At 69.3% G+C, this 13577-nt stretch carries 7 protein-coding genes; 1 reads left to right on the forward strand and 6 read right to left on the reverse strand.

From position 1 onward, the window contains the following. Positions 1 to 6 precede the first annotated feature (6 nt). From glgB to ACVBD7_RS15600, 3 genes are read right to left on the reverse strand one after another with little or no spacing between them, the layout of a single operon-like run. Positions 7 to 2154: a 1,4-alpha-glucan branching protein GlgB gene (gene glgB, locus ACVBD7_RS15590; protein ID WP_458094148.1), complete on the reverse strand. Its 2148-nt coding sequence runs from the start codon at positions 2152 to 2154 to the stop codon at positions 7 to 9. Further along, on the reverse strand, positions 2151 to 5420 hold the full coding sequence (gene treS / locus ACVBD7_RS15595) for a maltose alpha-D-glucosyltransferase (RefSeq protein ID WP_458094149.1): 3270 nt from the start codon (positions 5418 to 5420) through the stop codon (positions 2151 to 2153). Before treS ends, glgB begins: the two co-directional genes overlap by 4 nt. A gap of 16 nt (positions 5421 to 5436) precedes the next feature. Next, positions 5437 to 8697, reverse strand: a complete 3261-nt coding sequence (locus tag ACVBD7_RS15600; protein ID WP_458094150.1) for an alpha-1,4-glucan--maltose-1-phosphate maltosyltransferase — start codon at positions 8695 to 8697, stop codon at positions 5437 to 5439. Between the two features lie 250 nt (positions 8698 to 8947). On the opposite strand from ACVBD7_RS15600, the gene ACVBD7_RS15605 reads away from it, so the two are divergent. Then, a complete protein-coding gene (locus ACVBD7_RS15605) occupies positions 8948 to 9283 on the forward strand; it encodes an FKBP-type peptidyl-prolyl cis-trans isomerase (RefSeq protein ID WP_458094151.1) in 336 nt (111 codons plus the stop codon). A 59-nt stretch (positions 9284 to 9342) separates the two neighbouring features. Here ACVBD7_RS15605 and ACVBD7_RS15610 read toward each other — a convergent pair whose 3' ends face one another. Genes ACVBD7_RS15610 through ACVBD7_RS15620 form a run of 3 tightly spaced genes read right to left on the reverse strand, consistent with a single transcriptional unit; the run spans position 9343 to position 13462 of the window. After that, on the reverse strand, positions 9343 to 10458 hold the full coding sequence (locus ACVBD7_RS15610) for an ABC transporter substrate-binding protein (RefSeq protein WP_458094152.1): 1116 nt from the start codon (positions 10456 to 10458) through the stop codon (positions 9343 to 9345). Next, positions 10455 to 11270, reverse strand: a complete 816-nt coding sequence (locus ACVBD7_RS15615) for an alpha/beta hydrolase (RefSeq protein ID WP_458094153.1) — start codon at positions 11268 to 11270, stop codon at positions 10455 to 10457. The genes ACVBD7_RS15610 and ACVBD7_RS15615 overlap by 4 nt, the downstream gene beginning before the upstream one ends. Then, positions 11270 to 13462, reverse strand: a complete 2193-nt coding sequence (locus ACVBD7_RS15620; protein WP_458094154.1) for a TonB-dependent siderophore receptor — start codon at positions 13460 to 13462, stop codon at positions 11270 to 11272. The genes ACVBD7_RS15615 and ACVBD7_RS15620 overlap by 1 nt, the downstream gene beginning before the upstream one ends. Positions 13463 to 13577 lie beyond the last annotated feature (115 nt).

Genomic DNA, 13577 nt, shown 5'->3' on the forward strand with positions numbered 1-13577 from the left:
GGTTCCTTACGGCGACAGGATGATGGTCGAGAGTGGCGGCAAGGTCAGGATGAGGGACGCCGGATGACCGTGCGCCCCCTCCTCCGTTGCCGCCAGTCCGCCACCATTGCCCATGTTGGAGCCGCCATAGCCGGCTGCGTCGCTGTTCAGCACCTCCCGCCACCAGCCGCCCTGCGGCACGCCGACGCGATAGCCCTCCCGCGGGACAGGGGTGAGATTGCAGACGACCAGCGCGGGCGGAGCACCTTCCGTAAGGCGGAGGAAGGCGAGCACGCTGTTCGCCGCGTCGTCCCCGATGACCCAGGCGAAGCCAGCGGGGTCGGCGTCCTTCGCATGGAGGCTGGGAACCTCTCGGTAGACACGGTTCAGGTCCCGCACCAGCGCCTGCACGCCGCGATGGCCGGGATTGTCCAACAGGTGCCACGGGATTTGGGAGTCGTGGTTCCACTCGGTCGGCTGGGCGAGCTCGATCCCCATGAACAGCATCTTCTTGCCGGGATGCGTCCACATGAAGCTGAGATAGGCGCGGAGATTTGCCCGCTTCTGCCAGTCGTCACCCGGCATCTTGCGGAGCAGCGACCCCTTCCCGTGCACCACTTCATCATGGGAAAGCGGCAGCATGAACTTTTCGGAGAAGGCATAGACGAGGCCGAAGGTCATCTGGCCGTGGTGCCAGCGGCGGTTGACCGGATCTTCCTGCATGTAGTGCAGGGTGTCGTGCATCCAGCCCATGTTCCACTTGTAGTGAAAGCCCAAGCCACCCTCGGACACGGGCGCGGACACGCCCGGCCAGGCGGTGCTCTCCTCCGCCACCATGATGGCGCCGGGGCAGCGCTCGCGCACCGCCTCGTTCAGCTCCTTGATGAAGGCCACCGCCTCCAGGTTCTCGCGCCCGCCGTGGATGTTGGGCACCCATTCGCCGGCGTTGCGGGAGTAGTCGCGGTAGAGCATCGAGGCCACCGCATCCACGCGCAGCCCGTCCACATGGTAGTGCTCGAGCCAGTGCAGCGCGGAGGCGATAAGGAAGCCGCGGACCTCGGTGCGCCCGAAGTTGTAGATCAGCGTGTTCCAGTCCTTGTGGAACCCCTCGCGCGGGTCGGCATGCTCGTACAGCGCCGTGCCGTCGAACTGGCCGAGGCCGTGCGGGTCGGACGGGAAATGCGCGGGTACCCAATCGAGGATCACGCCGATCCCGGCCTCGTGGCAGTGATCGACGAAGCGGGAGAAGCCCTCGGGCGTGCCAAAGCGCGCGGTGGGCGCGAAGAGGCCAAGCGGCTGGTAGCCCCAGGAACCGCCGAAAGGATGCTCCATGATCGGCAGCAGCTCGACATGGGTGAAGCCCATGTCACGCACATAGGGGACCAGGCGGGCGGAAAGTCCGTCCCAGTCCGGCGCCTCGCCATCCTCGCCCCGCCACCAGGAGCCGGGATGCACCTCGTAGACGGAGATGGCCGCATCCGGCGATTGCAGCGCCGCGCGGCGCTCCATCCAGCCAGCGTCATTCCAGGGGTGCTGGGACGGGCGCGCGACGATGGAGGCGGTGCCAGGGGCCAACTCCGCCTGCGCGGCGATCGGGTCCGCCTTCAGCGGCAGCACGCCATGCGGGCCGAGAATTTCGTACTTGTAGTGCTCGCCCGGCGCGAGGCGCGGCACGAAGATCTCCCACACGCCCGTGGCGCCGCGCAGCCGCATCGCGTGGCGGCGGCCATCCCAGGAGTTGAACGAGCCGACCACCGAGACGCGTCGCGCATTCGGCGCCCAAACGGCGAAGCGAACGCCGGGAACGCCGTCCACGCTCATTGCTTGCGCGCCGAAGACATGGCCCATCTCACGATGGCGCCCTTCGCCAAACAGGTAGAGGTCAAGCTCGCCGAGCAGCAGGCCGAAGGAGTAAGGGTCCTCCGTCTCCTGCACTCCGTTGGGCCAGGTGATGCGGAGAGTGTAGCGGCCCTCCGGCACCTCGCCCTCGAATACCCCATGGTCGTCCAGCTGACGCAGCGCAACGGGGGCGCCGCCCGCGGGCACGATCTCCACCGCGCTCGCTCCGGGCTGAAAGCTGCGAACCACCCCGTCGTGCCGGCCGAGCACGGCGAAGGGGTCGCCATGGCGCCCCTCGACGAGAGCTCCGATCGCGTCGTTCATCGCGTCGCTCATGCGGTCACCAGTCGATCTGCCAGCGCGGCCAGGCCGCGCAGCGGGATGGGAAGCCAGGCCGGGCGGTTCGCGGCCTCGTAGCGCAGTTCGTAGGCCGCCTTTTCCAGCAGGAAGAGGTCGAGCAGCGCGGCGCGCGTCGCCTCCGGCGCCCACTGGTTGGGGGAAGCTTCCTCGGCCTCGCGATAGGCCGCCATGAAGGCGCCGGACGCCTCCGCGCGGAAGCGGGACAGAAGGGCTTCCCGCCGCTCGGCCGGCGCCGTGGTCTGCGTCCCGGCCGCGGCCGCCGCGGCGTAGTCCAGACTGCGGAGAAGCCCGGCCACGTCGCGCAGAGGGCTGCCCTTGGCGCGGCGCTCCTCGAGCGTGCGCGCCGGCTCGCCCTCGAAGTCCACGATCACGGCATCGCCCTGCGCCACCAGAACCTGGCCCAGGTGGAAGTCGCCATGAACGCGCGTCATCAGCGCACCGTCGGCGGATTGCGCCAGCCGCCGCGCGGCCTCCTTCAGCGCATCCCGGCGGGCGAGCAGCCCATCAGCCAGCACCTTTTCCTCGCCTTCCAGCGTAGCCTTAGCCAGCAGGTCCAGCGCGGGGTCGAGCTGCGCGATAGCGCCCTCCGCCCAGGCGGTGCGGGATTCCTCGCCGGCCATCACCGGGGTGAAGGCGTCGTCGTCGCTCGGGCGGGCCAGCACGGCGTGCAGCTCGCCCAGCCGGCGGCCGAGGGCGCCGATGAAGGAGAGATAGCCGGCCAGGGCATCACCCGCCTCGTCCGTCTGGTCGGCGGCGCGGGCCAGCCAATCCAGCGTCCAACCCCAGCCATCGCCCTGATTGCGAACGAAGCCCTGCAGCAGCATCAGCGTGACGGGCTCGCCGTCGCGCCCGTTGCGCACCACCTCACCGCGCAGCGGGGCGATGTTGGTGAACCCCGCATCGGTCAGATGCCGCGTCATCTCGGCCTCGGGGTGGATGCCGGAGAAGACCTTGCGCAGGATCTTCAGCACCACCTCCTCGCCCACGATGATGGAGGAGTTGGACTGCTCGCCGGGTAGGCGTCGCACCGTCGGCGTCTCGCCAAGCTCGAGGGATGCCATGCGCTCGCCGCCGATGAACACCACCGGCCCGTCCGCCGTCTCGGCCACGGCGCCGTCCCTGAGCGCACCGAGAATGCGGTGGACAAAGGTATCGGAGGCAAAGGCGTCGGTCAGGTAGCCCACGCGCCGCCCCTGCCGCACGCGGGAGAGGGCGAGTTGCTGGGCGAGTGACCCAGCCTCATCCTCGCCAAGGCCGGCCAGCGGCATGCAGTAGCGCTCGGTGCGGCCGGAAAGGCGCACCTCCACCTCGGCCAGCAGGTTGTGCTGGCTGCCCGGCACGGGGGCGAGGGCCCGCAGGCTCACGCTCTCGAGCTTCTCGTCCTTGGAAGCAAACCAGCGGCGCTTGGGCAGCCAGGCCGGCAGGACCTCGCGCTCGATCTCGGTGCGCTGCGCCGGGCCCATCTCGGTCGCGGTGGTCGGGAAGACAATGGTGCGGAGGTCGGGCAAGGGTTCGGGTGCCTTCACATGCCAGGGCGGAAGCGCCTGCTCGGTTGCGAGGACGAACCAGTAGAAGCCGTAGGGCGGAAGCGTGAGCAGATAGGTTAACTGCCCGATCGCCGGAAAGGCCGTGCCGCCCAGCATCTCAACCGGCACACGGCCGGCGAGGTCGGACAGGTCCAGCTCTACCGCCTGGGCGGAGCGGGAAAGGTTGAAGACGCAGAGGATGGATTCGCCATCCATCTCGCGCAGATAGGCGAGCACCTTGCGGTTGCCTGGATAGAGCAGACGCATGGAGCCGCGCCCGAAGGCCTGGCTACGCTTGCGGGTGGCGAGCATCCGCCGCATCCAGTTGAGCAGGGAGTGCGCGTCGCGCGACTGCGCCTCCACATTCACGGCCTGGAAGCCGTAGAGCGGATCCTGAATCGCCGGCAGCACGAGGCCCGCGGGATCGGCCTTGGAGAAGCCACCGTTGCGGTCGGGCGACCACTGCATCGGGGTCCGCACGCCGTCGCGGTCGCCGAGATAGATGTTGTCGCCCATCCCGATCTCGTCGCCGTAATAGATCACGGGCGTGCCGGGCATGGACATCAGCAGCCCGTTCATCAGCTCGATGCGACGGCGGTCGCGCTCCAGCAGCGGCGCGAGGCGGCGGCGGATGCCCAGGTTGATGCGGGCACGCTTGTCGGCCGCATAGGTGTTCCAGAGGTAATCCCGCTCCTTGTCCGTGACCATCTCGAGCGTCAGCTCGTCATGGTTTCGCAGGAAGATTGCCCACTGGCACCCCTCGGGGATGTCGGGCGTCTGGCGCAGGATGTCGGTGATCGGGAAGCGGTCTTCCTGCGCGATCGCCATGTACATGCGCGGCATGAGGGGGAAATGGAATGCCATGTGGCATTCGTCGCCCTGGCCGAAATACTGCTGCGTGTCCTCCGGCCACATATTGGCCTCGGCCAGCAGCATCTTGCCGGCGCCGGCATAGCCGCGCTCCAGCTCCGAGCGGATCTGCTTCAGGACGTCATGCGTCTCGGACAGGTTCTCGTTGTTGGTGCCGTCGCGCTCGATCAGATACGGCACGGCATCCAGCCGCAGCCCGTCCACCCCGGCATTCAGCCAGAAGCGCATCACGCCCATCACCCGGTCCACCACCTCCGGATTGTCGAAGTTCAGGTCGGGCTGATGAGAGAAGAAGCGGTGCCAGAAATACTGGCCGGCCACGGGGTCCCAGGTCCAGTTGGACTTCTCGGTGTCCAGGAAGATGATGCGCGTGCCCTGGTAGATCTCATCCGTGTCGGACCAGACATAGAGGTTGCGCTCGGGCGAGTCCTTGGGAGCGTTGCGCGCGGCCTGGAACCAGGGATGCTGGTCGCTGGTGTGGTTGATCACCAGCTCGGTGATCACGCGCAGCCCGCGGCGATGCGCCTCCTCGATGAAGCGCTTCGCGTCCTCCACATCGCCGTAATCGGGATGCACGCCGGTGTACTCGGCGATGTCGTAGCCGTCGTCACGGCGCGGGCTGGGATAGAAGGGCAGCAGCCACAGCGTGTCCACGCCCAGCTCGGCGATGTAGTCCAGCTTCGCCATCAGCCCCGGGAAGTCGCCGACGCCGTCGTCATTGGCATCGAAGAAGGACTTCACATGCAGCTGGTAGATCACCGCATCCCGGTACCATTGCGGATCGCGCGGGTCGGGCTGGTGGTTCGGAAGGGCGTCGTTGGTCGGCAGGGCGGCGTCGTCGGGCATATCTTGTCTCGTATTCTCAGGCGCCGAAGGGGCGAACGCGCCAGATGGCGAAAGGCAGGTCGCCGGGGTCGAGCCGCATGCGCTGGGCTTTGCCGGTCCAGGCAAAACGCTGGCCGCGCATCAGGTCCTCGGCCTCGAGCCCGGCCCCATCGGGCAGGCCCCAGCGCCAGAGCGGAAGCTCGAACCCGGCCTCCTGCACGGCGGTCGGGTCCATGCTCACGGCCACCAGTACCACGTTGGACCGGTCCTCGGTGGCCTTCTCGTAGTACAGGATGTTGTCGTTCCAGGCGGGCAGGAAGGTCACGCCCAGATGCGTCTGCAGGGCGGGGTTCTCCCGGCGGATGGTGTTCAGCCGCGTCACCTCGTCCACGATGTCGCCAGGCCGGCGATCGGGCCAAGCGCGGATCTGGTACTTTTCGCTGTCCAGATACTCCTCCTTGCCCGGCATCGGCGTGGCCTCGCAGAGCTCGAAGCCCTGGTAGACGCCCCACAGGCCGGACAGCGTCGCGGCCAGGGCCGCGCGCACCAGATGCATCGGGCGACCGCCGGTCTGCAGGTGGCGCGGGTTGATGTCGGGCGTGTTGACGAAGAAATGCGGGCGGAAGAACTCGCGCGGCGCGGTGGTGGAGAGCTCCGTCAGGTACTCCGCCATTTCCGCCTTGGTCTCGCGCCAGGTGAAGTAGGTGTAGGATTGGCTGAAGCCGGACTTCGCCAGGCGGTACATCACCTTCGGCCGCGTAAAGGCCTCCGACAGAAAAAGCACTTCCGGGTTCTGGGCACGGATCTCGCTGATCATCCACTCCCAGAAGGGCAGCGGCTTGGTGTGGGGGTTGTCCACCCGGAAGGTCTTCACCCCCTGCTCCACCCAGAACTTCACGGACTGGTACAGCGCCACCCACAGGGACGGCTTGGCGCCGGCCGCGTAGAAGTCGACGTTGACGATGTCCTCGTACTTCTTCGGCGGGTTCTCGGCGTATTTGATCGTGCCGTCGGGGCGCCAGTCGAACCACTCCGGGTGCTGCTTCAGCCAGGGATGGTCGGGTGAGCACTGGATGGCGAAGTCCAGCGCCAGTTCCAGCCCGTGCGCGTGCGCGGCATCGCGCAGCCGGTGGAAGTCCTCGATCGTGCCGAGCGCAGGATGCAGCGCGTCATGCCCGCCCTCCTCCGAGCCGATGGCATAGGGGCTGCCCACATCGTCGGGCCCGGGGGTAAGGGTGTTGTTGCGCCCCTTACGGTTCTTCCGCCCGATCGGATGGATGGGCGGAAAGTAGAGCACGTCGAAACCCATCGCCTTCACGCGTGGCAGCTGGGCGATCACGTCGTCCAGCGTGCCGTGGCGGGTCTCGCTGCCGGACTGGCTGCGCGGGAACACCTCGTACCAGCTGGCGAAGCGCGCAGCGATCCGCTCGGCCTCGATCCCGCCATGCGGGTTCTGGCGCACGCGGTGCGGCCGGTCGTCGGCCAGCGCCATCAACCGTGCGGTCTCGGGGGAGAGCAGCGCCGTCAGCCGCTCGGAATCCGGCGCCGCTTCCAGCGACTTGGCCAGCAGGGTGAGCGGGCGCTTGGTGACGCCGATGCGGTTGGCGGCCTTCGCGACCAGCCGGCGCCCTTCCTCCAGCTCCAGCGTCACCGGCACGCCGGCGGCATGCTTCTTCGACAGCTCGTCCCGATAGCCGGCGAAGACGTCGAGCCAAGCCTCCACGGCGAAAACGTGCCGGCCCATGCGCTCCAACGGGAAGCTCGCGGTCCAGCGGTCGTTGCCGAGCGGCGTCATGCGAATCTCGCGCCAGCCCTTCTCGTCCAGCGGCCGCCACAGCAGCGCGACGCCGAAGGTGGCGTGGGTGTCGGCCACGATATCGGCCTCCACCGTCACCACCTCGCCGACGATGCGCTTGGCGGGGAAGCGCCCACCCTCCACCAGCGGTGTCACGTCCTCGATGCCGATGCGCGGAATCGTGACGCCCTGCTCGGGCGTGATCCGGGTAGCGGCGGGGCGGATCACCGGGTTGGGTGCGGCCGCTTCCATCACGCGCACCTCGCCGGGCGAGAGGAGCACGGCCTCGCCGGGCGTCAGCTTCTCCGTGCCGTCCACGCCGAGGAAGAGGGACGGGCCGCCACCGATCGCGGGCAGCACCGTCTCGGGCAGCAGGGTAACGGAGGCTCGGCGATCGGGATTGGCGATCACCAGCGTGGCAGATTGCGCCACCCGCGGGTCTTCCGCCGCGCGCATCACGGCCAGCACGGGTGCGCCAGGGCCGCTCAACGGCCGGATCGTCGTCCCAGTCAGCGGCGCCAGGCGGGCGACCATCGAGTTCGCCTCGCGGATCTCGGCCGAGAGATCGTAGGGCGCGTTCTCCCGCGCCCAGGCCCAGTCTCCCGGGCGGCCCTGCGCGGGGTCGGACGGACGGCGGGCGCCATACTCGAAGCCCTGCGGCACCAGCAGCCCGTCGCAGAGCGTCGCCGCAAGGCGGAGCGAGAGGGCGGCGGCGCGGGCGCGCGCGGCCTCGTCGCCCTCCTCCACCGCGGCACGCTGGCCAAAGGGGGCTTCCGGGAAGCCGAGCAGCGGGGCGCCCAGCGCCTCCCGTTCGCCCAGGAACCAGGAATCGCGCCCGTTCCACCACGCGATGGAGGAGGTAAGCCAGCCAAAGCCGGCCTGTCGTAGCGCGGCGCCCTCATGCCAGGGCATGCCTGCGCTCCAGGCGATGAATTGCGCCTCGGGCGCTGCCGCGACCAGCCGGCCCCAGGCCTGGCTGGGCACCTCGGCCGGGCGCGTGGCGCGGAAGCCTGCGGCGCCCGCCGTCGCCCAGTCGCGCAGCCGCGCCTCCCAGAAGGCGAGCGGACCTTCGGCCGTGAAATCGAGCCGCGCGAGGCCGAGCGGTACCGGCCCGCCGCGCGGATCGGGCAGTGCGGCACCAGGGCGCAGGAACCAGTCGGGATGCAGGGCCGGCAGCGCGCCCTCTGCCGCCACATTGGCGGGGGAGAGGTCGAGCCACAGCTCCAGCCCCGCCGAGCGGCAAGCAGCGGCGATGGCGGCAATGGCGGCCGTTCCGTCCGTGCCGGCATCCAGCATGGGATGGGCGCGGTCATGGTCCGCGACGTCCAGCGGATTGCCGGAACGGCCAGGAGAGAGCGGCGGTGGCAGGCACACGCCGCTGAAGCCGAGCGCGGCCACGCGCTCCAGTTCCGCCGGCCAGCCCGACAGGGGACCGAGCAGGAGGGGGTTCAAATGATAAAGGGCGATGGGACGCATCGGCGAGGAACGGTGGTCGGCGGTCATGGTTCCCGTCTCCGGCTTCGTCGATCAGCAGTGGTCCAGGGGATCGCAGCCCCGGTGCGGCGGGCCAACCCCGCGCGGCCCGTATCCGGCGCAACAAGGCGTGAGGCACGGTCATAAGCGGCGTTGCGCACCGCGAATTCACGCAAATGTCGCCAGTGCCGGCGGGGCATGAAGAAGATGCCGCCCCCGGATTTGGCCATGCCGTCGCGCGCGGATAGAAACGGCGCCGTCAACCAAGGGAACAGGACGCATGATCGAGGAACGCAAGGCCGGCACGGGCGACGAGGCGGTGTCCGGCAAGGAGGTCACGGTGCACTACACCGGCTGGCTGCTTGACCCCTCCAAGCCCGACAGCAAGGGCCGCAAGTTCGACAGCTCCCGCGACCGCGGCGAGCCCTTCTCCTTCCCTCTCGGCATGGGCCATGTCATCCGCGGCTGGGACGAGGGCGTGCTGGGCATGAAGGTCGGCGGCCAGCGCACCCTGACCATCCCGCCCGAGAAGGGCTATGGCGCGCGCGGCGCCGGCGGCGTCATCCCACCGAATGCGACTCTGCTGTTCGACGTGGAACTGCTTGGCGTCGGCTGACGCCGGAACGGCAGGGGCCGCCCCGGATCGCCGGGACGGCCCCTATCGGATCGCGCCCTCTACCGGATGGCACCGGGCGGCAGGTCCGCCCAGTAGGCCCCTTCCATCGGCACGGACAGGAAGCGGGAGTTCAGTTCCGCCAGCGTCGCGGCAGGATTCAGCCCGGCGCAGCGCTCGGGGTGGAACCAGCGTGCCAGTGCTTCCAGCATCACCACATGCGCCGGCGTGTCGTTGAAGCCGTGCCAGATGCCGTGGACGCGCCCGGCCTTCACCGCCGGCAGCACGTCCAGCCGCTCGCGCCGGAGCACCGCGATGAGATCCCGCCGCGCCGTCTCCGCATCCGCCCCCGGGCCAAGGGCGATCCCGCCGCGGCCCGCGAAGGGCCCGCCGGTGGCGACCACCACATCCGGGTTCTGGGCGAGGACGTATTCGAGGGCGAGCTGCCCCAGCGCGCCCGGCAGCAGGTCGGCGCCGATATTGTGGCCGCCGGCGAAGCGGATCATCGAATCGAAGGCGCCCTTCCCCGGCGAGGAGCAGCACGGCACGCCGCCGGCATGGGCATGGACCAGCACCTTCGGCCGCGCCTCGCCCAGTCCGGAAAGGCGGGAAGCGATGCCCTCCAGCTTGGCGGCATAGAAGGCGTCAAAGGCGCCCGCGCGCTCCTCCTGGCCCAGCACCTGACCGAGGATGGCCATGCTGCGGCGGGTGTCGCGCATCGGATCGCTGAAGAAGTCGATCACCATCGTGGGGATGCCGAGAGCCGCGATCCGCTCGACCATCCCGGACCCCGCCCCCTGCAGCGCGCCTCGGCTGATCACGATAAGGTCCGGCCGTGCCGCGAGGACGGTCTCCATCGAGATCCCGTCCCCCTGCGCCCGGCCGACGATCGGGATGGAATCCGCCTGCGGGAAGCGGGCGCGCAGGGCGGCGTAGCTGGGCGCGTTGAGCTGGCGGAGATCGTCGCCCCAACCCACGACGAGGGAGACAGGGTCAGGGTGCAGCAGCGCCATGGCCAGGACGTGGCGGGCCTGGGTGAGCACGATGCGTCGCGCCGGCCCGGGCAGCGTCACTTGCCGCCCCACAAGATCGGTAACGCGGATCTGGGCACCTTGCGCGCGCAAGAGCCGGGGCGCCGCGAGGAGCGGCAGGGAGCCGAGAAGCAGGCGGCGGTTCATGCGAGGCGTTCCGGATCGGGCGGAAGGGCGAAGGGCAGAGCACGGGAGAGGGCGGCGGGCACCACGGAGCCGTGGTTCTCGCCGGCGAATTCCACGAAGCCAAGGGGGGCGATGCGGCCCTCTAGAAGCGCCGCGAGCTCCCGGGCACGGGTCACCATCCGGCGTTCGGCGCGGCGGGCGCCGCGGGGGCTGCCATCATCCGTCTCCTCCAGCCCGCCGACCATGATGTGCAAGCCGGTGCCCCTTGCATCCGGCGGGGGCGAGGCCGCGAAGCGCTGCGCGGCCGCCACGAGCGCGCCGTCGGCCCACCAAAGGGAAGGGCTGGCGGCGACGATGCGGCGGAACAGGGCTGGGCGGGTGAAAAGCGTGTGCAGCGCGAGCAGCCCACCGAGCGAGTGGCCGAACAGGGCCATGCGCGCGCGGTCCAGTGGCAGGCGCCGCTCCAGTTCGGGGAGGAGAGTGTCGGCGATGAAATCCAGGAAGGCGTCCGCTCCGCCCGTGCCTTCCGGCGCCGCTTCCGCGGGGGGAGTGTAGTCGCGGGACCGGGCGGCCCGGTCATAGGGACCAGGGCCAGCATGGCCGAGCCCGACGATGACGGCAGGCGCCACATCCGCCGCCGCATCCCGCCACAGCCGGGCGCGGGTGCGGGCGGCCTCGACGGCCGTGGCGAAGGTGGCGTTCCCATCGGCCAGGAAGAGAACGGGATACCCGCCGGGCGGCGCCTCCCCCTCCGGCCAGGCGAGCAGGATGCGGTGGGCCTGCATGTCCCACCAGGCGGTGCGCGGCAGGGCGATGGGCGGCGCGCCCTCCATCACCACCGCACGCGCAGCGAGCCGAGTACCAGGCGGCGGTTGCCGTAGTAGCAGTTGTTGGTGTTGTTGCAGCTCGCCACGTATTCCTTGTCCGCGATGTTCTGCATGTTCAACGAGAAGTCGAGGCCGCGCAGCGTGTCGAAGCGCTGGCCGAAGTCGTAGCGGATGGCGGCGTCGAAGAGGGTGACATCGGGCACCTTGAAGGTGTTCGTGCTGTTGCCGAAGGTCTCGCCGATATAGCGTACGCCGCCGCCGAGCTCGAGACCGCGCAGCGGGCCCTCTCGGAAGCTGTAGTTGCCCCAGCCGCTGGCAATGTGGTTCGGCACCTGCGGCACCTGGCTGCCGCGCTCGCCCGCGACATTGGACTTGGTGATCTTGGTATCGAGATAGGTGTAGGTGCCGATCAGGTCGATGTTGCTGGTCAGGCTCGCCCGGCCTTCCAGCTCCACGCCGCGGGATCGGATCTCGCCGGTCTGCACGGAAAAGGTGTTGTTCTGCGGATCCGCCGTCAGCACGTTCTCCTGGCGGATGTGGAACAGCGCGGCCTGGACAAAGCTGTTCATCCCGGGCGGCTGGTACTTCACGCCGATCTCGAACTGCTCGCCCGTGGTCGGGTCGAAGGTGGTGCCTCCGCGCGACGGAGCCGTGGTCCCGGCATTCGGCAGGAAGGAGGTGGAGTAGCTGGCATAGGGCGCGATGCCGTTGTCGAACAGGTACAGCGCGCCGGCCCGCCAGGTGAAGGCCTCGTCGTACTGGCTGGTATGGCTGCTGTTCAGACGCTGCACCGTCTCGCTGGTCGCGAAGTCCTGCCGCACGCCGATGTTGAAACGCCAGCGGTCGATCGCGATCTGGTCCTGCGCATAGACGCCGAGCTGGTCGGTGATCTGGCCGACGGTCTGTGCGAGGCCAAGCACGGGCGCGCGGAACGCGCGGTCGTAGGTCGGCGCGAAAAGGTCGAAGCGCGGTGTCTCAGTCAACGCCGCGCTGCCCAGACGCCGCTTGGCCGAGGAGCGTGACCAGTCCAGGCCCGTCAGCAGCGTGTGGCGCAGCGGTCCCGTGCTGAAATCAGCCTGCAGCTGGTTGTCGAGCGCGAAGGTGTCCGCGTGCTCGATCGCGTGCGTCAGCGTGCGGTTGCCCGTGCGGCCATCCGGCGCGACGGCCTGTACCGAAAGCACGCGCCGCTCGGAATCGATGTGCATGTAGCGAAAGTTCTGGCGCGCGGTGAACACGTTGTCGAAGCGGTGCTCGAACTGGTAGCCGATCGAGGCCTGCCGCCGCGCCTCCGTGTTCCAGTTCGGGTCACCGCCGAAGAAGTTGGACCCGATGCGGCCGAACCGGCTGGGCAGGACCGTGCCGGTCGCCGGCACGAAGTTGTAGAACCCCGCGCGCGGATCGTCCTGGTAGGAGCCGAGCAGGGTCAGGGTGGTGTTGCTGTCCGGCCGCCAGGTGAAGGCGGGGGCGATGGCCACGCGCTCCTCGCCCACGAAGTCGTACTGCGTCTCCGCCTTCCGGGCGATGCCGGTCAGCCGGTACAGGAACTGGCCGTCGGCGGTCAGCGGGCCTCCGAAGTCGAAGGCGGCCTGCAGGCGCGCATCGCTGCCGGCCTCCAGCCGCACTTCATGCACGGGCGTCTCGGTCGGCCGGCGGCTGACGAGGTTCACCAGGCCGCCCGCGCCCGTCTGCCCGTAGAGGACGGAGGCCGGGCCGCGCAGCACTTCGATACGCTCCAGCAAGAACGGGTCGAAGGTCGGCACCGCGAAGGAGGCGCCGCGGCCGACGCGCAGCCCGTCCAGGAAGTTCACGAAGGCCGCCCCCGTGCCCTGACCGCCGAAGCCGCGGACGAAGACGCTGTCGAAGCGTGCGCTCGGGCGGATCTCGGAGAGCACGCCCGCGGTGTAGCGCAGGGCCTGGGAGATGCTCTGTGGCTGCTGGTCGTCGATCTGGTCGCGGGTGACGACGCCCAGCGACTGCGGCGCCTCGATCAACGGCGTGTCAGTTTTGCTGCCCGTGGTGGTGACGGGGGCGACATAGCCCTGCACCGGCTGCCAGGACCGCCAGGCGGTGGCCTGCACATCCACCTCGGGCACCACCACCGCTTCGGTCTGCGCGCGCGCGGGCAGGGAAAAGGCGCCCAAGGCGGCCGTGGCCAGAAGAAGATGGCGGAGCGTACCGGAGGGGGACGGGCAGGACATGCGAATAATCCGCAAATACGATGGGCGCTTCTGTCACAGATGCTAATCGTTCGCAATTGCTTCTGTGGTGCAGCCGCCTCGCTGTGGCCCACCAGCATCACCTCTTGCCAGGGTC

The organism is Roseomonas sp. WA12 (assembly GCF_054165765.1).